Source organism: Streptomyces sp. NRRL WC-3742 (assembly GCF_000720635.1).
In the GTDB taxonomy this organism is placed as follows: domain Bacteria; phylum Actinomycetota; class Actinomycetes; order Streptomycetales; family Streptomycetaceae; genus Kitasatospora.
Window position 1 is genome coordinate 13,572 of sequence record NZ_JOCF01000049.1, and the last position, 25,726, is coordinate 39,297.

A 25,726-nucleotide genomic window follows, 5' to 3' on the forward strand; every position below is an offset into this window, starting at 1 on the left:
ATTCACCCGGGGGAGTGGCGCGGATATCCGCCGAACGAGGGAAGAGGCATTTCCTCCCGGAGTTATCCACAGGAATCGGAAAGATTCGCCGGCCTCGCCGGAACGCACTCCACTCTTGCGGCCATGAACGCGATGAACAACGAACCCGTCATCCTGTCCCTCGGCCCGGCCTCCGGCCACCGGCCGGTCGTCATGCGGGGGCCGGCCGACATGGCCGAGCTCCTGCCCTACCTCCTGGGGTTCCACCCCGACGACAGCATCGTCGCGGTCGGCCTCCAGGGCCCCGACCTGCACCAGGGCGGAGTGATCCGGGCGGACCTCCCGGACTCGCCCGCCCAGTGGTCCGCCGCGGCGGACGAGACGGCGGCCCTGCTGGTGGCGCTCTCCGAGCGGCACGGCGGTCCGCCGGTCCAGGTGCTCCTCTATCTCTGCCAGGACTCCACCTCGCCGCACGCCCCGCCGGCCGCGGAGGGGCTGCGGCCCCTGGCGGACGACCTGCGTGCCGCCTTCGCACGCAGGGGCGTGGCGGTCAAGGAGTCGCTGTGCGTCTCCGACGGCCGCTGGTGGTCCTTCCTCTGCCGGGGCGAGGGGTGCTGCGATCCCGCGGGCACGCCGGTGCGCAGCGGTCCGGCCCCGGGCCCGGCGGCGGCCGCCGCCACGGTCGCCGGCCTGGTGCCGCGCGGCAGCCGCAAGGCGATCGTCGGCGCCCTGGCCCCGATCGGCCCGCCGGAGGCCGAGGCCCAGCGGGCGGCACTGGAGCGGGCCCTGGCAGGCACCGTCTCCCGGGAGCAGGGCGCCGCCCTGCTCGACCAGGCGTTCGCCGAGTTCGCGGCCGGCGGCCGGGAGCTCGACGAGGAGCGGGCGGCCCGGCTGCTGGTCGCCCTGCGGGACCGCCTCACCCGGGACCGCGGCGTCGAGTACGCCCGGCCCGCCGAGCTGGCCCCGGCCGAGCGGCTCTGGCGCTTCCTCGCCCGGCGCGCCGTGCCGCCGTACGAGGACTGCGCGGTGCCTCCGCTCACCCTGCTCGCCTGGGCCTCCTGGGTCGCGGGGGACACGGCGACGGCCCGGGTCGTGCTCGGCCACGTCCTGCGGCTCGCCCCGGGCTACCTGCTCGCGGAGCTGCTGTACGAGTCGCTCAACGACGGTCTGGCGCCCCAGGCCCTGATGACGGCCGTCGAGGCCCAGCGGCGCCGCCGCGAGGCACGCGAGGGGCGTGAGGCGGTGGCGCCCGTCGATCCTCCGGAGGAGGCACCCGGCCAGGGCCCGGCAACGGGTGCTCCGGCGGGGCGCCGCCGTCGCCGGGGCGGACGCCGCAAGGGAGGGGCGCGGCTCGCGGCGGCGGGCGGGAACGCCCCCGAGGGCGGAACCCGGCCCGCCCCGGGCGGTGCGTCGGCCGGTGAGCCGGAGCCGGAGTCGGGGCCGGTCGCCGTGCTCCCCCCGCCCCGCTGCGCTCCCGAGGCGGACCGCTCCGGGGAGCGGCCCGCCCGGGGCGTGCGCCTGGGCCGGCAGTCGGCCTGCGCCTCGGCCGAGGCACGCCGCGCCGAGGCCGACCAGTGCCGGGGCACCCGGCGGGCGGGGAGAGGAGGCCGCCATGCGCGCTGACCTCTTCGCCGCCCCGCCGGGCCGGTGGGGGCTACGGGGACTGCCGGGGCTACGCCTCTCCGTGGGCCATCTTGATCAGGCGGTCGAGCACCTTGCCGCCGCTGGCCCGCAGGCCGTCGTGCTCCCACTCGTTGGTGACCCACGCCCGCAGACCGCGCACCGTGCGGGCGGTGGCCAGCGAGTCGGCGGCCGCCACGTACATGTCGTCGTGGTAGACGGCCGCCGTGACGGGCACGGTGTTCTCGGCCAGGCGCGCCGGGTCGTACAGGTCCGGCCAGTCGGTGCGGGCGGCGAGCAGGTCGGCCGCCTCCTTCAGCGGGCGCAGCGCCGGGTCGGTGTCGAACATCCAGGGGTAGATCATCTCCCCGGTGAACAGCACCGGGGCGTCGGTCTCCAGCGCGGCCCGGGCGTCGAACTGCGGAAACTCCCGGCGGACGCGCTCGGCGGCCCAGGCGGTGGCGCCGCCGCCGTCCACCGACCGCTGGCCGTAGATCGACTCGTGCAGCACGGCGTACAGCGGGCCGCCCGCGAAGGAGAGCTGGGCCTGGGCGCCGGCGAGGAAGGTGTCGGAGAGCTCGGGCCCGGCGGCGCCCTCCACCCACGCCTCCTCCAGCAGGTGGTGCAGGGAGCCGGAGCCGCTGCCGCCGCCCAGCATCAGTCCGAGTGCCTGGAACGCCTCCACGGTGAGCAGCCCGCCGCCCGGGAGGGCGGCGGGGGCCTCGGCGAGGTGCGCGGCGATCCGGCGCACCGCCTCGACGTCCCCGGGGAAGCGGGCGTAGTGCTCCTCGTTCTTGCGGAGCACCTGGCGGTAGGTGGCCCGGTAGACGTCGTCCGCCCCGGTGCGCAGGCCCGCGAGGCCGCCGGTCACGAAAGCCTCGGTCAGGCCCTCGGGGAAGTAGGAGAGGTAGGTGAGGGTGCAGAAGCCGCCGAAGCTCTGGCCGAGCAGGCTCCAGCGGCGGTCCGCGCCGAGCATCCGGTGCCGGATGAACTCGGCGTCGCGCACGATCGAGTCCGCGCGGAAGTGGGCCAGGTAGTCGGCCTGCTCCTTGGCCCCGCCGCGCCGGGCGAGGGTCTGCCGGGTCGCGGGAGTGGAGCGTCCGGTGCCGCGCTGGTCGAGCAGGAGGACGCGGTAGTCGTCCAGGGCGCGGTCGAGCCAGGCGTCCCGGCCGAGCGGGCGGGGGGACTTCCCACCGGGCCCGCCCTGGAGGAAGAGCAGCCAGGGCAGGTCGTCCTTCTCGCGGCCGGCGGCGACCACCTCGCGGGCGTACACCTCGATCCGCTCGCCCTCCGGGGCGGCGTGGTCGAGGGGCACCTGGAAGACGTGATCGGTCGTGACAATCCCGGGCAGCCGGCTGACGGTGGACATGAAACTCCTCGGTCTCTGCTGGTCACAGCGGTCGCGTCGCCGATCACGGGGTCACCGAGCAGGGGCGCCGCGACCCCCGCACCGTATCCTGACCGCGGCCGGGCGGTGGTTCGGCCTCCACCCACCCGTACAGGCACCGGGCGCGGGTGCGGCGACCGGCCGCGGCGCCCGGGGGCGGGCGTGACCTGGAGGCGGCTCGCGGCGTTCACCCCTGGGGCCCGCACCTATGGACGGCGGGGGCGGCGCCCGTACGTCGGAGGTGTTGACGGCGAGGTGACGGCCCCGTGCGCCGGAAGATCGCGCCGGGCCTTAGGGTCGGCGCGGCACGTCACCACCGGAGCGGTGCGGCGCACCGCATGACACGGCCCGGCACCGGGTACGGCCAGGCACGGCAATCCGTCGGCGGGGCAGCCCGTCGGCCCGGCACCATCAGCACGCGATCGAGTACGTTCGCGGCCCACCGGCCAGACCCGGCCACCGGACCGCCGAGGGAGGAGAGTCCGGTGACCGCCTTGAGGCCACCACAGGCCCTGCCGGCCGAGACCGTGGTCGGCGCGCCGCGACCGGCCGGCCGGCCGGACCTGGCCCCGTCGGCCGTACCCGGCGGCGCGCCCGCGGGCCTGGGCCGTCCCCCGGCCCCGCCGCGCCCCCAGCCTCCCGCCGTCCACCACGCGGTGCTCTGCGTCAACGCCCCCGGCATGGCCGCCTCCGGCCCGGACGGCCAGCTGCGCGGCCACGGCCTGCACGGCTTCTACCAGCACGGCGTCCGGGTGCTGGCCCGGATGGAGCTGCGGCTCGGCGGGATGGAGCCGCTGCCGCTCCAGGGCACCCTGACCAGTGCCGCCCGGGCCCGCTTCCTCGGCGCCGTCCGCCTCCCCGGCGACCTCGACCCGGACCCGGCGCTCACCGTCGAGCGCCTGCGGCACGCGGACGGGGTGGAGACCGTCACGGTGCGCAACACCGGCGCCCGGCCCGCCCGGCTGCCGCTGGAGATCACCCTGGGCACCGATCTCGGCCCGGTCGCCGAGATCGCCGCCGGTCACCGTCAGCCCGACCTGCCGGGCCAGGTGCAGTCCTCCGGCCTGCGCTGGACGGGCCCCGCGCACAGCGCCGTCGTCAGCGCCAGGCCCTCCCCGCACGCCGTGCTGGCCGGAGCCGGGGTGCTCCGCTGGGACTTGGAGGTGCAGCCCGGCGCCCGCTGGTCGGTCGAACTGCACGCCCAGCTGGAGGCCACCGCCCCCGGCCCCCGGCCGCCCGGTGGGCGCGGTACCGGAGTCCCGCTGCCCTGGGCCGAGCCGGAGGTCCGCAGCGACGATCCCCGCGCCGCGCCGCTGGTCACCCGCTCCCTGGACGCCCTCGGCGGGCTGCTGTTCGCCGACCCCGACCGCCCGACCGACCTCTACCCCGCCTCCGGCGCGCCCTGGCGCTTCGGCCTCGCCCCGGCCGACGCGCTGTGGGCGGCCCGGCTGACCCTGCCGCTCGGCACCCGGCTCGCCGCCGGCACCCTGCGGGCGCTGGCCCGCCGTCAGCAGCTCGCCCCCGCCCCCGGCCGACCTGAGGGCCTGCTGCCCGGCGCCCTGCGCCACGGCGGCCCCGAGCTGCCGCCCACCTGCACCGCCACCGAGGCCACCCTGCTGTTCGTCACCGTGCTGGCCGAGGCATGGCGCTGGGGCCTGCCCCCGGCGGAGACGGCCGAGCTGCTGCCCGCCGCCGAGCGGGCCCTGACCGCCCTGCGCGAGGGCCTGGTCGACGGCTTCGTCACCGACCTGAGCCGCCCGGTGGAGGACCGCTCGGCGCACCCCGTGCCCGCCCGCGCCGAGGTCCAGGCGCAGGCCCACCGCGCCGCCCTGCACGGCGCCGAACTGCTGGAGGCGTTCGGCCGCCCGGGAGCCGCCCAGTGGCGCGACTGGGCCGCCGGGCTGCGCGGGCGCTTCCGCGAACGGTTCTGGGTCGACGACCTCTCCGGCGGCCGTCCCGCCGCCGCGCTCGCCCCCGGAGACCGGCCGCTGCCCGCCCTCGCCTCCTCCCTGGTGCACCTGCTCGACACCGGGCTCGCCGCGGACGGCGGCCGGCACGAGAGCCTGCTGGACCGCGAACAGACCCGGCTGTTCGCCCAGCGCCTGCTCGCGCCCGAGCTGGACAGCGGCTGGGGCCTGCGCACCCTCAGCGCCAAGTCCCCCCGGTTCAACCCGCTCGGCCACCGCGGCGGCGCGGTGCGCGTCCACGAGACGGCGCTGGCCGTGGCCGGGCTCGCCGAGGCCGGCCACGAGAACGAGGCGGGCACCCTGCTGGAGGGCCTGCTCGCCGCGGCCGCCCACTTCGAGGGGCGGCTGCCCGAGATGTACGCGGGCGAGCAGCGCACCCCGGGCAGCCCGCCGGTGCCCCACCCCGCCGCCTGCCGCCCGGCGGCCGTCTCGGCGGCCGGCGCCGCGCACGCGGTGTTCGCCCTCGCCGGGGTGAGGCCCGACGTGCCCGGCGGCCGCGTGCTGGTCCGCCCCGCCAGCACCGCGCCCCTCGGCGAGCTGGAGCTGACCGGGCTGCGGGTGGCCGGGGAGCCGTTCTCGGTCCGGGTGAGCCGGATCGGGGTGGCGATGGTCGAGGAGGCCCCTGAGGAATTGCAACTGGTCGCCCGCTGACACCCGACCGACCGGCAGTCGGGCGGGCGGTCGGTGCCTGCCCCGTCCCCGCCCCTGTCCCCGCCCCGTCCCTGCTGGGGGCCTGTGCTTATCGTCAGAGAGACGACTAAGATCGTGGCCATGTCGCGCTACGATCCGTCGGCCTTCCCCCCGTTCGCAGTCACCGTTGACCTGGTGGTGCTGACGGTGCGCGACCACTCGCTCTGCGCCCTGCTGGTCAGACGCGGCGAGCCGCCGTACCAGGGGTACTGGGCCCTGCCCGGCGGCTTCGTCCGCCCGGACGAGGGCCTGGCCGAGGCCGCCTCCCGGGAGCTGGCCGAGGAGACGGGCCTGCGTGCCCACTCCGCCCCCGGCCACGAGGCGGTGAACCCCGCCGCCGCCGGCGCCCACCTCGAACAGCTCGCCACCTACGGGCACCCGCAGCGCGACCCCCGGATGCGCGTGGTCAGCGTCGCCTACCTGGTGCTCGCCCCCGACCTGCCGACCCCCCGCGCCGGCGGCGACGCCAGCGGTGCCCGCTGGGCCCCGGTCGGCGAACTCCTCGGCCAGACGCCCGCGGACGGCGTCCCGCTCGCCTTCGACCACGGGCTCATCCTCGCGGACGGCGTGGAGCGCGCTCGCTCCAAGATCGAGTACTCCTCCCTCGCCACCGCCTTCTGCCCGACCGAGTTCACCGTCGGCGAGCTGCGCCGGGTCTACGAGGCCGTCTGGGGCGTGGTGCTGGACCCGCGCAACTTCCACCGCAAGGTCACCGGCACCCCCGGCTTCCTGCTGCCCTCCGGCGGCACGACGACCCGTCAGGGAGGCCGCCCGGCCCAGCTGTTCACCGCGGGCGGCGCCACGGTGCTCAACCCGCCCATGCTGCGCCCTGAGTCCTGAGCTCTGCTCCGCGCCTGAACGGCGGGGCCCAACCCCGTTACCCCGCCCGGGAATCGCAGGATCGGATTGTCCCCTGATCGGGTGAGGTGGGCGGCCCAGGGCCCCGCGCCGCCGTCGTAATGCCCGAAATCGCCCCCGCCGACCCCTAATGTGCTGGCGCGAGGCCGTGCGGGTAGCCGCCGGCCCACCAGGGGGCCCCGCGTCCAGCGGGACCGGCCGAGGGCATGGGAGCGACCAGCGATGATCCAGAGCACCGGACTGACCAAGGTCTACCGCAAGGGCGCTCCACCCGCCGTGCTCGATCTGACCTTCGACGTCCGTCCGGGCCTGGTCACCGCGCTGCTCGGCGCCGAGGAGTCGGGCAAGACCACCGCACTGCGGCTGATGCTCGAACTCGAACGCGGACAGGGCGTCACGCTCTTCGGCGACCGCACCTACCGCAGGCTGCGCCACCCCGAGCGCGAGGTCGGCGTCCTGCTGCCGGGCCCCGGGGAGGGCCTCGCGGCCGTCGCCGGACACCCGGGCCGCACCGCCCGCGGCCACCTGCGGATGCTGGCGGCGGCGGTCGGCGTCCCGGCCCGGCGGGCCGACGAACTGCTGGAGCAGACCCGGCTGGCGGCCGTCGCCGGGCAGCGGCTGCGCACCTTCTCGCCCGGCATGCACCGCCGGCTGGCCCTGGCCGCCGCCCTGCTCGGCGACCCCGCCGCCCTGCTGCTGGACGGACCGGCCGAGGGCCTGTCCCCGCGCAACGTCGAGTGGTTCCACTCCTTCCTGCGCTCCTTCGCGGTCGCCGGAGGCACCGTCCTGGTGACCACCCGCTCCCCCCAGGAGGCCGCCCAGCTGGCCGACCGGGTGATCACCCTGGACCAGGGCCGACTGGTGGCCGACCAGCCGGTGACGGAGTTCCGCCGGACCAGGCTCAGCCCCGAGGTCGCCGTCCGGGGGCCGCAGATGGCCCGGCTGGCCGACCTGCTGGTGGGCCAGGGCGCGGAGGTCCGCCGGGACGGCAACGTGGGCCTCGCGGTGGCGGGCCTGGACCGCACCGAGATCGGCGAACTCGCCTACCGCAACGGCATCCTGCTGCACGAGCTGGCCGACCGGGTGGTGGAGCGGCCGGCGCCCCGGGCCACCCTGCCCGTCCCCTCGGGCCGCTCCGGACACCTCCAGGTCCGGCTCACCGCCGAGGAGCCCGCACCCGAACCCGCCCGACGACCGGACGAGTCGGCGGACCAGGCGGAGGCAGCGCAGGAAGCGGGAGGAACGGGAGGAACGGACAGAACGGGCCACCCCGAACCGTCCCCGCTCACCCCCGCCCTGCCCGTCACCCCGGCCCCCGCCACCAACGGCTCCCGCGCCTCCCGCACCGCCCGCGCCTCCCGCACCGCCCTGACCGCCCTCGGCGCGGCCCCGCGCCGGGAGGAGCCGCACACCCGGACGCCCGCCGTCGCCGTGGACCGCCTCCACCGCGAGGGCCCCGCCGGACCGCCGCACCCCGTGCGGGCCGCCGCGCCCGCCCGACGCGGCGGGGCCGCCGACCTGCTCGCCGACGACACTGTCCGGCTGGCCCGGGCCACCCGCCTCGCCTCCGACGGCGGGCACCTGACCGACATCCCCGCCCCCGACGACCACCGGAGCGAGTGAACCGTGCGAGTCCTGGCCTACGAGCTGCGCCGACTGCGCGGCCTGCGTTCCACCTGGCTGCTGCTGGCCGCCGTCCTGCTGGTCGACGCCGTGGTGGCCGCCGTTCTGGCGAGCCAGGCCCCGGCGGGCCCGCTCGGGGCCCCGGCCGGGGTGCGGCTGCTGACGGCCGCCGTCCCGCTGATCCCGCTGCCCTTCGCGGCGCTCGGGGCGGGCGCGCTGGGCGCCCTCTCGTACGGGCACGAGGTGCGCCACCCGGGGCTGCCCGCCTCGCTGGTGTCCTATCCGCGCCGGGTGCGGCTGCTGTTGGCCAAGCTGCTGGTGATCGGCCCGGTGGCCGCGCTGCTGGCGCTGGCCGGCCTGCTGCTGGACACGGTGGCCGTGCACCTGGCCCTGCCGGACGCGGTGACGGTGGCGGCCCGGTCGGAGCCCGCCGCGCTGTCGGCCCGGGTCTCCGAGGTGCTGACGGGCGCCGGGCTGTCCGGGCTGGACGACCTGCCGGGTGCCTTCGCCCCGCTGGGCCTGGTGGCGGGCCACGGCGTCCCGGCCGCGCTGCTGGCCTTCGTCCTGCTGACCGTGGTGGCCGCCTGGACGGGCGTGCTGACCGCCTCGCTCACCCGCAGCGCCGTCGTCGGCGTCCTGCTGCTGTGCGCGCTGCCGCCGCTGCTGGAGACGGGCGTGGCCGTGCTGCTGCGTCAGACGGGCCGTCCGTGGCCGGAGCGGGCGGCCGAGCTGCTGCCCTTCCAGTCCGGCATCGAGTGGGCGTACGGCTGGGTGTACGGCGGCAGCCGGCAGGCGGCGGCCGGGGGAGCGGCGCTGACGGATCCGGCGCTGCTCACGGCCGTCGCGGCCCCGGCGGGCCTGCTGCTGCTCGTTGTCCTGGTGCTCCAGGCCCGCCGCCGGGCGCTCTGACCCCCGAGGGCACCGGCAGCGCCCCGAACCACCAAGATCGACCAGCCCCGACCGTAATGCGCGGTTCTTCCTGATAAGAAGTCAATTATCCAGTCACGGTCGATCACCCTTTCGTGTGCTTTTCACGAGAATTCTCAAGCTGCGCCTGCCGATCGCCGACAAATGAGGCGTGAACACCCTTGCGCACCCCACCATGACCCCCGCCCGTTCCGCCGAAGGGCCCATCGTCCCCGGCGATCTGGACCGCTTCACCTACGCCGACCGGCCGACCCCGCCGGCGCCCCGCTGGGAGGGCGCCGAGTCCGATCTCTCCCGGGTCGGCCGCAAGACCACCAGCAGCCGCGGCCGGGGCCTGCACGGCCAGCTGGTCCAGCAGCTCGGCCAGATGATCGTCTCCGGCGACCTCGGCGCCGACCGCCCGCTGGTCCCCGAGGAGATCGGCCAGCGCTTCGAGGTCTCCCGCACCGTCGTGCGGGAGTCGCTGCGCGTGCTGGAGGCCAAGGGCCTGGTCAGTGCCCGGCCGAACGTCGGCACCCGGGTCCGTCCGGTGGCCGACTGGAACCTGCTGGACCCGGACATCATCGAGTGGCGCGCCTTCGGCCCGCAGCGGGACGAGCAGCGCCGCGAGCTGTTCGAGCTGCGCTGGGCGATCGAGCCGCTGGCCACCCGGCTCGCCGCCGGCCACGGCCGCGAGGACGCCCAGCAGCGGCTGGCCGAGCTCGTCGAGATCATGGGCCACGCCGCCGCCCAGGCCGACCTGGCCACCTACACCCGGGCGGACGCCGAGCTGCACGGGCTCATCCTCCAGCTGGCCGGCAACCGGATGCTGGAGCACCTCTCCGGGATCGTCTCGTGCGCGCTCCAGGTCTCCGGCGGTCCGACGATCTCCTGCGAGCGGCCCTCCGAGTCCTCGGTCGGCCTGCACGCCCGGCTGGTCGACGCGCTGGGCGCGGGCGACGGCACCGCGGGCGAGGCCGCGATGCGGGCGCTGCTCACCGTCCACCCCGAGATCGAGCCGTCCGTCCCCGCCCCCCGGGAGCACTGAGCGGGCCGTTCCGGTGCGCGGCCGACACCCGCCCGCCCGTCACTCCACCCCCAGGGCCCTCCGGCCGCACCGAGCGGCGCCGCCGGAGGGCCCTCGTACGTTCCGCGGCGAGTGCGCGATGATGGACTCCGGCCCCCGTGGCCGCGGGCGCCGAGCGGTGTGACCCGCGACACGAAGGCCATGCGTAACACTTGACGAGTGGCAGCGATGTGTCCTGAGCGGAAGCAGCTCCGGAATACTCCAACATGTCAGAACGCTGTGTTGGTCCGCGGCGCTGCTGCCGTCCCGTTGACCCCAGTCCTCAAGCCCGAGTCGGTCGGAATCGACAGCGCATGCCCAGGCACGCGATCTCCTTCCCCGCCCGCTCGGGCGGCCGGTCCGGGTTCGAGTCCACTCATCGTCCGAGAGGTTGTTCGTGTCGGCCAGCACATCCCGTTCGCTTCCCCCCGAGATCGCCGAGTCCGCAGCTCTGCTGGCGCTCATCGAGCGGGGCAAGGCCCAGGGGCAGATCGCCGGTGACGACGTGCGCCAGGCGTTCGAGGCGGACCAGATCCCGGTCACCAAGTGGAAGAACGTCATGCGCAGCCTCAATCAGGTACTGATCGAGGAGGGCGTGGAGCTCATGGTGAGCGCGGCCGAGCCGGCCGGCGCCAAGCGCAAGAGCGTTGCCGCCAAGAGCCCCGCCAAGCGCACCGCCACCAAGGCTGTCACCACCCGGACCCCGGCCGCCCCGTCGGCCCCGACCAAGCCGCCCGTGCGCATCGCTCCCGGTGCGCCCGTCGCGGCTCCGGCCGTCGCCGCCGCAACGGCGCCGGCTCCCACGGTGTCCGCCGAGATCGCCTCGGAGTCGACCTCGGTCGCCGCCGAGGCGAAGGCGCCCGCCGCGAAGAAGGCCGTCGCGGCCAAGAAGGCCGTGGCGAAGAAGGCCGCCGCGCCGGCCAAGAAGACCGCCGCCAAGAAGACCACCGCCTCCAAGGCCGGCAAGGGCGACGAGGCGGAGGCCGTCGGCGAGGAGGAGGTCCTCGAGGACGCCGCCCTGCCGGGCGACAAGGCCGAGGGCGAGAGCGGTCCGGAGGAGGAGTCGGAGGGCTTCGTCCTCTCCGACGACGACGAGGACGACGCGCCGGCCCAGCAGGTCGCCGTCGCCGGTGCCACCGCCGACCCGGTCAAGGACTACCTGAAGCAGATCGGCAAGGTCCCGCTGCTCAACGCCGAGCAGGAGGTCGAGCTCGCCAAGCGCATCGAGGCCGGCCTGTTCGCCGAGGACAAGCTCTCGGCCGCCGACAAGCTCGCCCCCAAGCTCAAGCGCGAGCTGGAGATCATCGCCGAGGACGGCCGCCGGGCCAAGAACCACCTGCTGGAGGCCAACCTCCGCCTCGTGGTCTCGCTGGCCAAGCGTTACACCGGCCGCGGCATGCTCTTCCTGGACCTGATCCAGGAGGGCAACCTCGGTCTGATCCGTGCGGTCGAGAAGTTCGACTACACCAAGGGCTACAAGTTCTCGACCTACGCCACCTGGTGGATCCGCCAGGCGATCACCCGCGCCATGGCCGACCAGGCCCGCACCATCCGCATCCCGGTGCACATGGTCGAGGTCATCAACAAGCTGGCCCGCGTCCAGCGCCAGATGCTCCAGGACCTGGGCCGCGAGCCCACCCCGGAGGAGCTGGCCAAGGAACTCGACATGACCCCCGAGAAGGTCATCGAGGTCCAGAAGTACGGCCGTGAGCCGATCTCGCTGCACACCCCGCTCGGCGAGGACGGCGACAGCGAGTTCGGTGACCTGATCGAGGACTCCGAGGCGGTCGTCCCGGCCGACGCGGTCTCCTTCACCCTGCTCCAGGAGCAGCTGCACTCGGTACTGGACACCCTGTCCGAGCGCGAGGCCGGCGTGGTCTCGATGCGCTTCGGCCTGACCGACGGTCAGCCGAAGACGCTCGACGAGATCGGCAAGGTGTACGGGGTCACCCGTGAGCGCATCCGCCAGATCGAGTCGAAGACCATGTCGAAGCTGCGCCACCCGTCGCGTTCCCAGGTGCTGCGCGACTACCTGGACTGATGGACGAACCTTCGCGGCGAGCAACGAGCGTCGCGCGACGAGGGCCCGGCAGCGTCACGGCTGCCGGGCCCTCGGGCGTTTCCGGGGCGTGTGAGTGGCCGCGTCCGTCAGCGTCCGGGTGGCACTTGTCGCCCGTCCGGGTGGAGGAGTGTTGAGAAGGGGTCGCACAGTGTAGCCGGTCCCCTACGCTGTGCCGGTTGCCCCGCTACCGAGCCGACTGGAGTCACGGTGCTGCCCGACGTGGACCGCGCTGACCTGGACCGAGCCGATCTGCCGACCCCCGCCCACACCCCCGCTCCGACCCCTGTGCCGAACCCCGCCTCGCCCCCCGGCTCGACCCCCGCCGGCCCGCGCCGACGCCGCCGGGCCGCCGTCCTGGCGCTGCTGGCCGCCGTGCCCGTCCCGCTGGTCGCGCTCGGCGCGGCCGGCCCCGCCGAGGCCCAGCGCCGGGTGGTCGGCGGCGACGCGGTGAGCACCGCCGACCACCCGTGGATGGTCGCCCTCTCCAGCCGCCAGCAGTTCGGCAGCGGCCGCTCCGGCCAGTTCTGCGGGGGAGCGCTGATCTCCCCGACCAAGGTGATCACCGCCGCCCACTGCTTCTACGACGAGCCCAAGGGCACCCGCGTCGAGCGGCCCGGGCTCAGGGTGGTCCTCGACCGGGACGACCTGCGCGGCTCGGCCGGGCGGGAGGTGGTGGTCACGTCGGTGTGGGTCCACCCCGACTACTCCTTCGCCGCCAACATGAACGACGTCGCGGTGCTCACCCTCGCCGAGTCGCAGGGCAACCGCCCCCTGATCGAGTTCGTCGGCCAGGGCGAGAGCGCGCCCTACGCGGCCGGGACGCGGGCGACGGTGTTCGGCTGGGGCGACACCACCGGGCGGGGCGACTACTCGCCCGGGCTGCGCGGGGTGGACGTGCCGGTCATCTCCGACCAGACCTGCGCGCACGCCTACCCGGGCGGGCAGGACGGGAAGTTCGACGCCCGCGGCATGGTGTGCGCGGGCGAGGAGAAGGGCGGCAAGGACGCCTGCCAGGGCGACAGTGGCGGCCCGCTGGTCGTCTCCGGCCGGCTGGTCGGCCTGGTGTCCTGGGGGACGGGCTGCGCCGAGGCGGCCCACCCGGGCGTCTACACCCGGGTCTCCTCCGTCGCCGACGCGGTGCGCTCCAGGCTGTGAGGGTCTGCGCCGGGTGACCGGCCGGTCACGTTCTGACGCGGCGTCGGGCGCCCGCCGGTGCGGCCGGAACGAACGGGGGAGAACCGTTCGGGAAACGACGGAGCCGGGCGACCGGCCCCCGAGGGGGTCGATCGCCCGGCCCACCGGTCGCGCACCGCACGCGACCGGTAACAGCTCGACGTTGCTGTTGGATGCGGCGCCGGATCAGCGCTCGCTGTCGGAGGCCGTCGCCGTCGTGGTGGTGCTCAGACGGCCGCTCTCGTCCTGTATCTCCACGGCGATCTTCTTGAGCTCGGGCTCGAACTTCCGGCCGTGGTGGGCGCAGAAGAGCAGCTCTCCACCGCTGGCGAGTACGACGCGCAGGTAAGCCTGGGCGCCGCATCGGTCGCAGCGGTCAGCCGCGGTGAGCGGGCTCGCAGGGGTCAGAACAGTAGTCACGTCGCCTCTTCTCTAGCTCGACGAGCTGTCGTACCAGGGTCAACATCCAACCAGGTCGAAAACGTTCCCGCTCGTGGCTTTTCTTCTCTGAGGATTCTGCTTGTGTTGATGAGGACGTGCCCCGGGGGCCGGTGGTTCATGCGTACCGAAATCCCGGGAGCGGCCCTCTCCTCGAACGCCCGATCGGGATGGGGTGCGAGGTCCGCGTAGCATAATCCTCTGCCGGGTTGGAGCATAAGCCCCGCCCCGGGCGCCGGTAGCCTGCATAACGGCAGTTCCGGAGCCTGCGCCGGGCCCCACGGTCCGCCAGGACCGGTGCCACCGCGCGGAGATGGGGCCCGCGGGACCCACACCCGGACGCGGTCCTTGTTCGCGCAGCGCGTACAAGCCGCACGGGCCCGGCCCGCCGTGCCGAGCACCCCGCGCAGGGGCTCGGGCACGCTGGGCGACGACTGTCGGTGCGGCGTGCTGCACTGGCGGACGGTCCGGACACGTCCGGATGTGACCGACGAGACAGAACTTGACCGAGGAGAGTGCCGCCGTGAGTGCCGAAACGACCGTGCCGTCCGCGCTGCTGGCCGGCGACGACGGTTCCAACTACAGCGCTCGGCACCTGCTCGTCCTTGAGGGCCTGGAAGCCGTCCGCAAGCGACCCGGCATGTACATCGGCTCGACCGACAGTCGCGGCCTGATGCACTGCCTCTGGGAGATCATCGACAACTCCGTCGACGAGGCGCTGGGCGGCTACTGCGACCGCATCGAGGTCCTGCTGCACGCCGACTCCTCGGTGGAGGTCCGCGACAACGGGCGCGGCATCCCCGTGGACGTCGAGCCCAAGACCGGGCTGTCCGGCGTCGAGGTCGTCATGACCAAGCTGCACGCGGGCGGAAAGTTCGGCGGCGGCTCCTACGCGGCCTCCGGCGGTCTGCACGGTGTGGGCGCCTCCGTGGTCAACGCCCTCTCCGCCCGCCTGGACATCGAGGTCGACCGCGGCGGGCACACCCACGCGATCAGCTTCCGCCGGGGCACCCCCGGTCGGTACGCCGAAACCGGCCCGGACGCGGCCTTCGAGCCCGCCAACGGCCTCGCCAAGGTCCGCAAGGTGCCCAAGACCCGCACCGGCACCCGCACCCGCTACTGGGCCGACCGGCAGATCTTCCTCAAGGACGCCAGGCTCTCCGTCGAGACCCTCCACAACCGCGCCCGCCAGACGGCCTTCCTCGTCCCCGGCCTGACCATCGTCGTGCGCGACGAACGGCTCACCGAGAGCGAGCAGATCGAGGAGACCGTCTTCCACTACGACGGCGGCATCGCCGAGTTCTGCGAGTTCCTCGCCCCCGACAAGCCGGTCTGCGACGTGCTGCGGCTGCACGGCGAGGGCACCTTCAAGGAGACCGTGCCCGTCCTGGACGAGCTGGGGCACATGACCCCCACCGAGGTCACCCGCAACCTCGGGGTGGACATCGCGCTGCGCTGGGGCACCGGCTACGACACCACCCTGCGCTCCTTCGTCAACATCATCGCCACCCCCAAGGGCGGCACCCACGTCACCGGCTTCGAGCGCTCGCTGGCCAAGACGGTCAACGAGGCGCTGCGTGCGGCCAAGCTGCTGCGCGTCGCCGAGGACGACATCACCAAGGACGACGCCACCGAGGGCCTCACCGCCGTCGTGACCGTCCGGCTCGCCGAGCCGCAGTTCGAGGGCCAGACCAAGGAGGTGCTCGGGACCTCGGCGGCCAACCGGATCGTCGCGGCCGTCGTCGCCAAGGAGCTCAAGGCGTTCCTCACCTCGGCGAAGAAGGACGAGAAGCTCCAGGCGCGGTCCGTCATGGAGAAGATCGTCGCCGCCGCCCGCACCCGGGTCGCGGCCCGCCAGCACAAGGAGGCCCAGCGCCGCAAGACCGCGCTGGAGACCAGCTCCCTGCCCGCCAAGCTGGCCGACTGCCGCAGCGACGACGTGGACCGCAGCGAACTGTTCATCGTCGAGGGGGACTCGGCGCTCGGCACCGCCAAGCTCGCCCGCAACTCCGAGTTCCAGGCGCTGCTGCCGATCCGCGGCAAGATCCTCAACGTGCAGAAGGCGTCCGTGAGCGACATGCTCAAGAACGCCGAGTGCGCCGCGATCATCCAGGTGATAGGGGCGGGCTCGGGCCGTACCTTCGACATCGACCAGGCCCGCTACGGCCGCGTCATCTTCATGGCCGACGCCGACGTCGACGGCTCGCACATCCGCACCCTGCTGCTCACCCTCTTCCACCGCTACATGCGGCCGATGGTCGAGCAGGGCCGGGTCTTCGCCGCCGTGCCGCCGCTGCACCGCATCGAGCTGACCAGCCCCAAGCGCGGCCAGGAGAAGTACCACTACACCTACTCGGACGCCGAACTGCGCTCCACCCTGCTGGAGTTCCAGCGCAAGGGCCAGCGCTGGAAGGAGCCGGTGCAGCGGTACAAGGGTCTGGGCGAGATGGACGCCGACCAGTTGGCCGAGACCACCATGGACCCGCGCTACCGCACCCTGCGCCGGATCAACCTCGGCGACCTGGAGCAGGCGGAGCGGATCTTCGACCTGCTGATGGGCAACGACGTGGCCCCGCGCAAGGAGTTCATCGTCGACTCGGCGGCCACGCTGGACCGCTCCCGCATCGACGCCTGAGCCGCGCCCGGTCCGCGCGCTCGAGGAGGGCCCTCCACCCGTGGGTGGAGGGCCCTCGCGCGTCCGGTTCCACCCGCCGTCCACCCCGACGCCGATCAGCCGGGGCCGCCGCTTCCGTAGCGTCGGAGAGGTCGGTAGAAGGCACCTCGGGACGGAGGGTCCCCATGAACACGCTGTTCGACGTCGCGGTGGCGCTGGGGGTGGTGGCCCTGGTGGTCGGCCGCCAGATGCGCCCCCAGAAGGTGGACTCGGAGCGCCGGTTCTGGGTCCTGCCGCTGATCCTCGGCGGGCTCGGACTGCGCGACCCGCAGCTCGTCGACCACGCGCACGCGGCCCTGTCGGTCACCCTGCTCGTCGCCTCCCTGGTCGCGGTGCTCGCCATGGGCACGGTCTGGGGCTGGACGGTGCGGATCTGGCGCACGCCCGAGGGGGAGACCTGGGTGCGCGGCACCAAGGCCACCGTGGCCGCCTGGGCGGGGATGATCGGCATCCGGATCGGCATCTACGCGGCGGGCAGCGCCCTGGGCGTCCACCAGTCCGGCAGCTCGCTGATGCTCGGCATCGCCGTCCTGCTGCTGGTCCGCTCGCTCGTGGTGAACTGGAGGGTCCGGACGCTTCCGGTGGCGGAGGCCGAGGCCGTGCTCCACTGAGAAGCGGCTGAGCAGCGAGAACGAACGCCGAGAACGGAAGCCGGACCCGAACACCGAGGAGGAGCCCGTGGCCGGGTGGAACGCGACCCGCTGGCCCTCCCGCGAGGGCCTGGAGCGCGAGGCGGAGAGCCGGCCGCGGCGCATCCTCACCCTGCTCGGCCGGATCACCATGCTGACCTTCGTCGGCTGGGGCACCTTCTCGAACGGCCGGTACACCGGCTGGGCCGCGGTCGCCGCGGGGGCGGGGCTGATCGCCGCGGCCGGGCTCTGCGGGGCGTACCTGAAGGCCAGCCGGGAGCAACGCCCCACCGCCACCTACCTGTTGTCGGCTGCCGTGGTCGGGGCGGCCTGGCTGGCCAACTGGGGGAAGGCGTACACGCTCGCCGACCTGCTGTGGATGGGACTGGCCGTGACGGCGATCGTCCGGCTTCCGCTCGGGGCGGCGGCGCTCGTCGGGGCGTCCGCGATGGTCTCGTACGCGGCGGCCAGCTGGGCGAACTGGCTCGCCGTCGGCGGCACCCTCCTCGGGATCACCCTGCTCGGCTACCTGATGCGGCTGGACATCGAGGCGCGCGGCACCGCCCGGAGGCTGCTCGCCCAGGAGCGCGCCGCCCGGGCCGCCGAGGCGGAGAGCGCGGCCCTCGCCGAACGGGCCAGGATCGCCCGGGAGATCCACGACGTGCTCGCCCACAGCCTCTCCGCCCAGCTCGTCCACCTCGAGGCCGCCCGGCTGATGCTGGACGCCGGGACGGACCGCGAGCAGATCCGCGAACGGGTCGTCGCCGCCCGGCGGATGGCGCAGGACGGGCTGGCCGAGACGCGGCAGGCGCTGTCCGCGCTGCGCGGGGAGTTCACGCCGGTCGGGGAGTTCCTCGTCGAACTGACCGGGCGGGAGCGGGCCGTGCTCACCGTCACCGGCACGCCCCGCCCGCTGGCCGCCGAGGCGGGCCTGGCCGTGCGGCGCACCGCCCAGGAGGCCGTCACCAACGTCCGCAAGCACGCGGGCGGCGCCCGGTGCACCGTCGAACTGCGCTACCTGGACGGCTCGGTGGAGCTGGAGGTGCGCAACCCCCGGGCGCCGCGCGGCCAGTCGGCGGAGGAGTCCGCGGCCACGGGCCTGGCCGACAGCGGCAGCGGGTACGGTCTGCTGGGGATGCGCGAACGCGCGGAACTGCTCGGCGGCACCCTGCTGGCGGGCCCGGAGGACGGAGGGTGGCGCGTGCTGCTGCGGGTGCCGGCATGAGCGGGACGGCGGTCACCAGGGTGCTGGTCGCGGACGACCAGACGGTGGTGCGCGAGGGCATCGTGATGCTGCTGGGGCTGCTGCCCGGTATCGAGGTGGTCGGCGCGGCCGCCGACGGGGAGGAGGCCGTCGCCCTGGTGGAGCGGCATCACCCGGACGTGGTGCTGATGGATCTGCGGATGCCGCGGGTCGACGGGGTCGAGGCCACCCGGCGCATCCGGGCGGCCCATCCTGACATCGAGGTGGTGGTGCTCACCACCTACGCCGACGACGACTCGCTGTTCCCCGCGCTCCAGGCCGGAGCCCGCGGGTACCTCACCAAGGACGCCGGCGGCGAGGAGATCGCCAAGGCCATCGCGGACGTCCGCTCGGGCGCGGCCGGGCTCTCCCCGCAGGTCCAACTCCGTTTGCTGGAACGGCTTTCCGCTCCCAAGGTCGCGCCGTCGCCGCCCGTCGTACGGCCCGCCGCCGCGCCCGGGGAACTGCCGGACGGGCTCACCGCCCGGGAGGCCGAGGTGCTGGCGCTGATCGCCCAGGGGCTCTCCAACACCGAGATCGCCCAACGCCTGTTCGTCAGCCCGGCGACGGTGAAGACCCACATCAACAACCTGTTCGCCAAGACCGGCGTCCGGGACCGCGCGCAGGCCGTCGCGTACGCCTTTCGGCACGGAATCACCGGTACGCAGCAGTAGTGCGATGAGTGTCTGTCGGATCATCGATCACCTCATCGAGTGAACGTATCTGCGATGGTCAGGAGGGCCTTCCGGCGGCCCCCATCATGGGTCGGGTCAGAAAGCCCGCCGGTCCAGGAGCAGTTGTGCCACAGCAGCAGACGAGCAGTCCCGGGCAGGGACAGCGATTCGACTGGTGGGCCGCTCCGGCCGCCGCCACCGCCGCCGAGCCCCCGGCCGTACGCCACCGAACGGCCGTACCGGCGCAGCCCCCGGTGCACCGGCCGGGCGCCGACCGTCCGGGGTACACCGCTCCGGCTCCCACGGTCGCGCCGGTCGTACCCGCCGCGCCGGTCGCCCGGGCCGTACCGGCGCAGCCCGTCGTGCCGCCGGCTCCGCCCGCTCCGCCCGTACGGCCCGAGCCGACGCCCGAGCCCGCCGTCGACAGCACCGAGGTCTACCGGGCCGTCCAGGCCAGCGACGCCTTCCAGGCCATCCGGCACAGCTACCGCTCGTTCGTCTTCCCGGTCACCGGCGTCTTCCTCGGCTGGTACCTGATGTACGTCGCCGCCCAGGCCACCGCCCCCGCCCTGATGCGCACCCAGGTCGCCGGCCCGCTCAACGTCGCCTGGCTGCTCGGACTGCTCCAGTTCGCCAGCACCTTCGTGCTCACCTGGCTCTACGCCCGCAACGCCCGCACCAAGCGCGACCGCGCCGCCCTGGGCCTGCGCTGGGACACCCAGGACCAGCTGCGATGACGACGACCGCCACCCCGCCGCCCGTCGCCCCCGCAGGCGACCACCACGCCCTCGCGATCGTCCTGTTCGCCGTCATCGTCCTCGTCACCCTCGGCATCACCCTCTGGGTCGGCCGCCGGGGCAACGCCGCCGAGGACTTCTACGCCGGCGGCCGCGACTTCACCCCGCTGCAGAACGGGTTCGCGCTCTCCGGCGACTACCTCTCCGCCGCCTCCTTCCTCGGCGTCGCCGGGCTCATCGCCCTGTACGGCTACGACGGCGTGCTCTACAGCATCGGCTTCCTCGTCGCCTGGCTGGTCGTGCTGATGCTCGTCGCCGAACTCGTCCGCAACGCCGGGCGCTACACCCTCGCCGACGTCCTCGCGCTGCGCCTCCGCCGCCGCAAGGTCCGCGCCGCGGCCGGCGGCGCCAGCGTCGTCGTCACCCTGCTCTACCTCGTCGCCCAGATGGTCGGCGCCGGCTCGCTCGTCGCCCTGCTGCTCGGCACCAACAGCGCGCAGGCCCGCACCTGGGCCATCATCGCCGTCGGCGGCCTGATGATCGTCTACGTCACGGTCGGCGGCATGCGCGCCACCACCTGGATCCAGATCGTCAAGGCGTTCCTGCTCATCGCCGGCTCGGTGCTGCTCACCGTCCTGCTGGTGATCCGCTTCCACGGCGACCTCGGCGAACTGATGCGCCAGGCCGCCCAGCACAGCGGCGCCGGCCACCGCTACCTCGAACCCGGCCTCAAGTACGGCGCGACCTTCACCAGCCGCCTCGACTTCGTCAGCCTCGGCCTCGCCCTGGTGCTCGGCACCGCGGGCCTGCCGCACATCCTCTCCCGCTTCTACACCGTGCCCACCGCCCGGGCCGCCCGGCGCTCCACGATGTGGGCGATCGGCCTGGTCGGCGCCTTCTACCTGATGGCCATCGCCCTGGGCCTTGGCGCCACCGCGCTCGTCGGCTCGGCCGAGGTGCGGCACGCCAACTCGGCCGGGAACACCGCCGTCCCGCTGCTCGCCCTCGTCCTCGGCGGCGGCAACGGCAGCACCGGCGGGGTGGTGCTGTTCGCGCTCATCTCGGCGATCGCCTTCGCCACCATCCTCGCGGTGGTCGCCGGGCTCACCCTGGCCTCCTCGGCCGCCTTCGCCCACGACATCTGGGCCGGCGCCTGGCGCGGGCGGCCCCGCCGTTCCCTGCTGCGCCGGGGCGCGGTGCCCGCCTCCCGGGAGGCTTCGGACGGGAACGCCGTCGAGGTCAGCGAGCGCCAGGAGGTCGGGGTGGCGAGGATCGCCGCCGTCGGGATCGGCGCGGCCGCGATCGCCATCAGCCTCTTCGCCCAGCAGCTGAACGTGGCGTTCCTGGTCGGCCTGGCCTTCGCGGTGGCCGCCTCCTCCAACCTGCCAGTGCTGCTGTACAGCCTGTTCTGGTCGCGGTTCACCGTCCGGGGCGCGGTCTGGTCGGTGTACGGCGGGCTGGTGCCGGCGATCGTGCTGGTGGTCTTCTCGCCGGTCGTCTCCGGGACGAAGGTGGCGCTGGTCCCCGGTGTCGACTTCCACTGGTTCCCGCTGGAGAACCCGGGCATCGTCTCCATCCCGCTGGGCTTCCTGGCCGGCTGGATCGGGACGATCACCTCGGCGGAGCCCGCCGACGCGGACCGCTTCGCCGAACTGGAGGTGCGGGCTCTCACCGGTGCGGGCGCGGCCTGAGCCGTCGTGCCCGCCCATGTCCACATGTCTACGGTCTCCACATGTCTACGGCCGTCTCGCCGCCAGGCCGTAGCGGTGCTCGGGGCGGCCGGTGTCGCCGTAGCGGAGGGTCAGCCGCAGCCGGCTGTCCCGCTCCAGCTGCTTGAGGTAGCGCTGAGCGGTGGAGCGGCTCAGGCCCGTGGCGTCCGCGACCTCCTGGGCTGACAGCGGCCGGCCCTCGCGGCGCAGCACCCCGAGCACCAGGTCGGTGGTGGGCGCCGAGTGGCCCTTGGGCAGGGGGCCGGCCGGGGCGGCGGCGCTGCGCAGCGTGGCGAAGAGCCGGTCCACCTCGTCCTGGCCGGCCTCGCGGGCCGGGGTGGCCAGCGCGTGGCGCAACTGCGCGTACGCGACGAGCTTGTCGCGCAGCCCGGCGAAGGTGAACGGTTTGACCAGGTACTGCAGGGCGCCGTGCTGCATCGCGGCGTGCACGGTGGAGACGTCCCGGGCGGCGGTCACCATCATCACGTCGCAGGCCACCTGGCGTTCGCGCAGCCGGCGCACCAGGGCGAGGCCCGTCTCGTCGGGGAGGTGGTGGTCGAGCAGCAGCAGGTCCACCGGGCGGCGCTCCAGGGCGGCCAGGGCCTCACCGGCCGAGTGGGCGGTGCCGGTGACGCGGAAGCCCGGCACCTTCGCCACATAGGCGGCGTGCACGTCCGCCACCCGGAAGTCGTCGTCCACCACGAGTACGTCGATCATCACGCCTCCACGGGCAGGGGGGTGAGCAGGGCCTCGGGCAGTTCGACGGTGAACCGGGCGCCGCCGAGCGGGCCCGCGTCCAGCACGATCCGGCCGCCGGTGCGCTCGACCAGGCGGCGCACCATCGCCAGGCCCAGCCCGCGCGGGCGGTGCGCGGGCGCGTCCTTGCTGGTCCAGCCCTCCTCGAAGACCAGCTCGCGCAGGTCCTCCGGTACTCCGGGGCCGCTGTCGGCGACCTGGAGCAGCAGGGTGGAGCCGGCCGCCGCGAGGCTGACCTCCACCCGGCCGCCGCCGGCCGGCATGGCGTCCACCGCGTTGTCGACCAGGTTGCCCAGCACCGTCACCAGCGTCCGGGCGTCCACCACGGCGTCGGGCAGGTGCGCGGCCGGGGTGAGCACCAGACGCACCCCGCGCTCGGCCGCGACGGCGGTCTTGCCCGCCAGCAGCGCCGCCACGTGCGGGTCCTGCACCTGCTCGGCGATCCGGGCGGCGACCACGGCGTGCGAGCCGGACTGCTCGGAGATGAACGCCACCGCCTGGTCGTGGCGGCCGAGCTCCAGCAGGCCCAGCAGGGTGTGCATCCGGTTGGCGTGCTCGTGGTCCTGGGCGCGCAGCGCCTCGGTGAGGCTGCGGGTGGTGTCCAGTTCGCGCACCAGCGACTCCAGTTCGGTGCGGTCGCGCAGGGTCACCACGGCTCCGCCCTCGGCGGTGGCCGTCCGGTTGACCACCAGCACCCGGTCGTCGCGGACGGCCGGCAGGTCGGTGCCGGTGATGCGGCCGGTCAGCACGTCGGCCAGGCGGCCGGGCGGCAGGACGGCGCCGATCGGGGCGCCGGTGCAGTCCTCCGGCAGGCCGAGCAGCCGAAGGGCCTCGTCGTTGGCGAGGCGGATGCGGCCGTGCTCGTCCAGGCCCACCATGCCCTCGCGGATGCCGTGCAGCATCGCCTCGCGCTCGATCAGCATCGCCGAGATGTCGGCCAGCGCGATGTTGTGGGTGCGGCGCTTGAGGCGGCGGGCCAGGGCGAGGGTGGCGACCGTACCGGCGGCCAGGCCCGCGCCCGCGCAGAGCAGGATGCCGGTGAGCATCTTGAGCAGCCGGCGGCGGATCGAGTCGTCGCTGATGCCGACCGACACCTCGCCGACGATCCGGCCGTCCGCGGTGCGCAGCGGCACCTTGCCGCGCGCCGTACGTCCGAGGGTGCCCTCCTGGATCGCGGTCACGCTGCGGCCGCTGAGGGCGGGCTCGGGGTCGGTGCTGACCCGGTGGCCTATCCGGCCGGGGTCGGTGTGGGAGAGCCGGATGCCGTCCAGGTCGGTGATCACGACGAAGCTGGCGCCGGTGGCCAGGCGGATCTGCTCGGCGTTGCGCTGCACGGTGGCGGAGTCGCGGGCGTCGGCGGCCCTGGCGATCACCTCGTCGGTGGCGGTGGCCTGGGCGATGGACAGTGCGCGCTGCATGGCGTCGTGGTCCAGTTCGCTGCTCACGGGGGCCAGGAAGAGGCCGGCGGTGACGGCGGTGACGCCGACGGTGACGACGGTCTGGCTGAGCAGGAGCTGGGCGAAGACCCGGCGGGGCCAGCGGGGGAGCTTCATCCGGGCCTCCTCTCGGCGGCTCGTGGGGGGTGGTGGGGCCCGATGGGTGGGGGTCGGGGTTGGGACACCCTATGTTTCCGGCGTGTTTCTGTCAGCGGCGTCCCCGCAGTTGTAGCGCAAGCAAAACGAGCAGAACACCCCTCAATGGGGAGAAGTCGCACTACGCGGAGAAGGCTCCCGCCGTCGGCCGCCCGCTCCTACCGTTCCGGGTCAAGCACCACACCCCGGAGGAAATGCATGAGCGAGCGAAGCGAGGCGGGGGCATGACGGCGACCCCGGCGATCCCGGCGATCGAGCTGATCGGCGCGACGAAACGGTTCCGCACACCGTCCGGCGCCCTGCACACCGCCGTCCGCGACCTCGACCTGACCGTTGCCGAGGGCGAGTTCGTCGCCGTCGTCGGCCCGACCGGCTGCGGCAAGTCCACCACCCTGACCCTGGTCAGCGGCCTGGAGGAACCCACCGAGGGCGACGTACGGGTGCACGGCGCGCCCGTCACCGGGATCGACCCGAAGGTCGGCTTCGTGTTCCAGCAGGACGCCGTCTTCCCCTGGCGCACCGTGCTGTCCAACGTGATGGCCGGCCCGCGCTTCCGCGGCGTGCCCGCCGCCGAGGCCAGGGAGCGCGCCCGCGACTGGCTCGGCCGCGTCGGCCTGGGCGCCTTCGAGGACCGCTACCCCCACCAGCTCTCCGGCGGCATGCGCAAGCGCGTCGCCCTCGCCCAGACCTTCGTCAACGACCCGGCGATCCTGCTCATGGACGAGCCGTTCTCGGCGCTGGACGTGCAGACCCGGGCCCTGATGTCCGACCAGCTGCTGGAGCTCTGGGCCGGCACGGGCTCCTCCGTCGTCTTCGTCACCCACGACCTGGACGAGGCCATCGCGCTCGCCGACCGCGTCGTGGTGATGACCGCCGGGCCCGCCACCGTCAAGGAGGTCTTCACCGTCGACCTGCCGCGCCCGCGCACCGTGGAGGCCGTCCGGCTGGAGCCCAGGTTCGTCGAGCTGTACCGCGAGATCTGGGCCTCCCTCGGCGAAGAGGTGCGCATCACCCGTGAGAGAGGAGCGGGTCGTGCCGCTTGAGAGCACCGAGACGGTCGAGACCGCCGAGGCCGCCCCGGCCCCCGCCGTCGTCACCAGCAGGACCGAGGCCCGCCAACGCGCCGCCCGCAACAGGAAGTTGGGCGTGTACGGGGCCAGGGCCGGCGTCCTGGTCGCCTTCCTCGGGCTGTGGGAGCTGTGTGCCCGCACCGAGGTGATCGACCCGTTCAACTTCTCCCAGCCGTCGAGGATCTGGGACCAGATCTGGCAGTGGATCACCCACGGCACCGCCCAGGGCTCCCTCGGCGAACAGATCGGCTACACCCTGTACGAAGCCCTGGCCGGCTGGGTGGTCGGCGTCATCGGCGGCGTGCTGCTCGGCATCACCCTGGGCCGCATCCGCTTCCTCGCCGACGTGCTCGGGCCCTACATCAAGGTGCTCAACGCCATCCCGCGCATCGTGCTCGCCCCGATCTTCCTGATCTGGTTCGGCCTCGGCCCGGCCTCCAAGATCGCCTCCGCCGTGGTGCTGGTCTTCTTCCCGGTGTTCTTCAACGCCTTCCAGGGCGCCCGCGAGGTCGACCGCAACCTCGTCGCCAACGCCCGCATCCTGGGCGCCTCCAACCGCAAGGTCACCCTCCAGGTGGTCATCCCCGCCGCCACCACCTGGATCTTCACCAGCCTGCACGTCAGCTTCGGCTTCGCGCTGATCGGCGCCATCGTCGGCGAGTACATCGGCGCCACCAAGGGCCTGGGCCTGCTCGTCGCCGCCGCCCAGGGCACCTTCAACGCGGCCGGCGTGTACGCCGCCATGACCATCCTCGCCGTCGTCGCGCTGTTCACCGAGGGGCTGCTGACCTTCGCCGAGAAGAAGCTCTTCCGCTGGAAGCCCGCCGACGCGGGCGACGGCCGCTGACCCCAGGCCGCTGACCCTCCGTACGT

At 74.3% G+C, this 25,726-nt stretch carries 20 protein-coding genes; 16 read left to right on the top strand and 4 right to left on the bottom strand.

Annotation, left to right across the window (positions count from 1 at the left end):
- The first annotated feature begins 123 nt into the window (after positions 1 to 123).
- Positions 124 to 1,602, top strand: a complete 1,479-nt coding sequence (locus IH61_RS0125395; RefSeq protein ID WP_051837948.1) for a DUF4192 domain-containing protein — start codon at positions 124 to 126, stop codon at positions 1,600 to 1,602.
- 49 nt (positions 1,603 to 1,651) lie between these two features.
- Here IH61_RS0125395 and IH61_RS0125400 read toward each other — a convergent pair whose 3' ends face one another.
- Positions 1,652 to 2,968 (bottom strand): alpha/beta fold hydrolase, encoded by a 1,317-nt coding sequence (locus tag IH61_RS0125400; protein WP_031073748.1) that lies wholly within the window; start codon positions 2,966 to 2,968, stop codon positions 1,652 to 1,654.
- Positions 2,969 to 3,471: 503 nt separating this feature from the next.
- On the opposite strand from IH61_RS0125400, the gene IH61_RS0125405 reads away from it, so the two are divergent.
- The 7 genes from IH61_RS0125405 to IH61_RS0125435 all read left to right on the top strand — a co-directional run bounded on the left by IH61_RS0125405 (position 3,472) and on the right by IH61_RS0125435 (position 13,313).
- Positions 3,472 to 5,604 carry a glycogen debranching N-terminal domain-containing protein gene (locus IH61_RS0125405; protein ID WP_324607618.1) on the top strand — a complete coding sequence of 711 codons (2,133 nt, stop codon included), beginning with the start codon at positions 3,472 to 3,474 and terminating at the stop codon, positions 5,602 to 5,604.
- A 120-nt stretch (positions 5,605 to 5,724) separates the two neighbouring features.
- Positions 5,725 to 6,483, top strand: a complete 759-nt coding sequence (locus tag IH61_RS0125410; RefSeq protein ID WP_031073752.1) for an NUDIX hydrolase — start codon at positions 5,725 to 5,727, stop codon at positions 6,481 to 6,483.
- A 240-nt stretch (positions 6,484 to 6,723) separates the two neighbouring features.
- Positions 6,724 to 8,124 carry an ATP-binding cassette domain-containing protein gene (locus tag IH61_RS49685; protein ID WP_051837950.1) on the top strand — a complete coding sequence of 467 codons (1,401 nt, stop codon included), beginning with the start codon at positions 6,724 to 6,726 and terminating at the stop codon, positions 8,122 to 8,124.
- A 3-nt stretch (positions 8,125 to 8,127) separates the two neighbouring features.
- Positions 8,128 to 9,033, top strand: a complete 906-nt coding sequence (locus tag IH61_RS43180; protein WP_031073757.1) for a hypothetical protein — start codon at positions 8,128 to 8,130, stop codon at positions 9,031 to 9,033.
- Positions 9,034 to 9,202: 169 nt separating this feature from the next.
- Positions 9,203 to 10,078 (top strand): FadR/GntR family transcriptional regulator, encoded by an 876-nt coding sequence (locus tag IH61_RS0125425; RefSeq protein ID WP_078911388.1) that lies wholly within the window; start codon positions 9,203 to 9,205, stop codon positions 10,076 to 10,078.
- Positions 10,079 to 10,487: 409 nt separating this feature from the next.
- Positions 10,488 to 12,137, top strand: coding sequence for an RNA polymerase sigma factor (locus IH61_RS0125430; protein WP_267884068.1), 1,650 nt, complete (start codon positions 10,488 to 10,490; stop codon positions 12,135 to 12,137).
- Between the two features lie 240 nt (positions 12,138 to 12,377).
- Positions 12,378 to 13,313 carry a S1 family peptidase gene (locus IH61_RS0125435; RefSeq protein WP_234327327.1) on the top strand — a complete coding sequence of 312 codons (936 nt, stop codon included), beginning with the start codon at positions 12,378 to 12,380 and terminating at the stop codon, positions 13,311 to 13,313.
- 204 nt (positions 13,314 to 13,517) lie between these two features.
- On the opposite strand, the gene IH61_RS0125440 is transcribed toward IH61_RS0125435, so the two are convergent.
- Positions 13,518 to 13,751 carry a DUF7455 domain-containing protein gene (locus IH61_RS0125440; RefSeq protein ID WP_031073765.1) on the bottom strand — a complete coding sequence of 78 codons (234 nt, stop codon included), beginning with the start codon at positions 13,749 to 13,751 and terminating at the stop codon, positions 13,518 to 13,520.
- A gap of 541 nt (positions 13,752 to 14,292) precedes the next feature.
- On the opposite strand from IH61_RS0125440, the gene IH61_RS0125445 reads away from it, so the two are divergent.
- The 6 genes from IH61_RS0125445 (at position 14,293) to IH61_RS0125470 (ending at position 21,417) form a co-directional block, all read left to right on the top strand.
- On the top strand, positions 14,293 to 16,404 hold the full coding sequence (locus IH61_RS0125445; RefSeq protein WP_031073766.1) for a DNA gyrase/topoisomerase IV subunit B: 2,112 nt from the start codon (positions 14,293 to 14,295) through the stop codon (positions 16,402 to 16,404).
- Between the two features lie 164 nt (positions 16,405 to 16,568).
- Positions 16,569 to 17,054, top strand: a complete 486-nt coding sequence (locus IH61_RS0125450) for a DUF1453 family protein (RefSeq protein WP_031073768.1) — start codon at positions 16,569 to 16,571, stop codon at positions 17,052 to 17,054.
- 67 nt (positions 17,055 to 17,121) lie between these two features.
- Positions 17,122 to 18,297, top strand: coding sequence for a sensor histidine kinase (locus IH61_RS0125455; protein WP_031073770.1), 1,176 nt, complete (start codon positions 17,122 to 17,124; stop codon positions 18,295 to 18,297).
- On the top strand, positions 18,294 to 18,989 hold the full coding sequence (locus IH61_RS0125460) for a response regulator (protein ID WP_031073772.1): 696 nt from the start codon (positions 18,294 to 18,296) through the stop codon (positions 18,987 to 18,989). The genes IH61_RS0125455 and IH61_RS0125460 overlap by 4 nt, the downstream gene beginning before the upstream one ends.
- A gap of 125 nt (positions 18,990 to 19,114) precedes the next feature.
- Positions 19,115 to 19,726: a DUF485 domain-containing protein gene (locus tag IH61_RS48815; RefSeq protein WP_234327328.1), complete on the top strand. Its 612-nt coding sequence runs from the start codon at positions 19,115 to 19,117 to the stop codon at positions 19,724 to 19,726.
- Positions 19,723 to 21,417 carry a cation acetate symporter gene (locus tag IH61_RS0125470; RefSeq protein ID WP_051837952.1) on the top strand — a complete coding sequence of 565 codons (1,695 nt, stop codon included), beginning with the start codon at positions 19,723 to 19,725 and terminating at the stop codon, positions 21,415 to 21,417. The genes IH61_RS48815 and IH61_RS0125470 overlap by 4 nt, the downstream gene beginning before the upstream one ends.
- A 45-nt stretch (positions 21,418 to 21,462) precedes the next feature.
- On the opposite strand, the gene IH61_RS0125475 is transcribed toward IH61_RS0125470, so the two are convergent.
- Positions 21,463 to 22,152: a response regulator gene (locus tag IH61_RS0125475; RefSeq protein WP_031073779.1), complete on the bottom strand. Its 690-nt coding sequence runs from the start codon at positions 22,150 to 22,152 to the stop codon at positions 21,463 to 21,465.
- Positions 22,152 to 23,744 (bottom strand): sensor histidine kinase, encoded by a 1,593-nt coding sequence (locus IH61_RS0125480; RefSeq protein WP_031073780.1) that lies wholly within the window; start codon positions 23,742 to 23,744, stop codon positions 22,152 to 22,154. Before IH61_RS0125480 ends, IH61_RS0125475 begins: the two co-directional genes overlap by 1 nt.
- 263 nt (positions 23,745 to 24,007) lie before the next feature.
- Between IH61_RS0125480 and IH61_RS0125485 the strand changes: the two genes are divergently transcribed.
- Together IH61_RS0125485 and IH61_RS0125490 are read left to right on the top strand one after the other, a co-directional pair.
- Positions 24,008 to 24,826 carry an ABC transporter ATP-binding protein gene (locus IH61_RS0125485; RefSeq protein WP_031073783.1) on the top strand — a complete coding sequence of 273 codons (819 nt, stop codon included), beginning with the start codon at positions 24,008 to 24,010 and terminating at the stop codon, positions 24,824 to 24,826.
- A complete protein-coding gene (locus IH61_RS0125490) occupies positions 24,816 to 25,700 on the top strand; it encodes an ABC transporter permease (RefSeq protein ID WP_031073785.1) in 885 nt (294 codons plus the stop codon). The genes IH61_RS0125485 and IH61_RS0125490 overlap by 11 nt, the downstream gene beginning before the upstream one ends.
- The last annotated feature ends 26 nt before the right edge of the window (positions 25,701 to 25,726 follow it).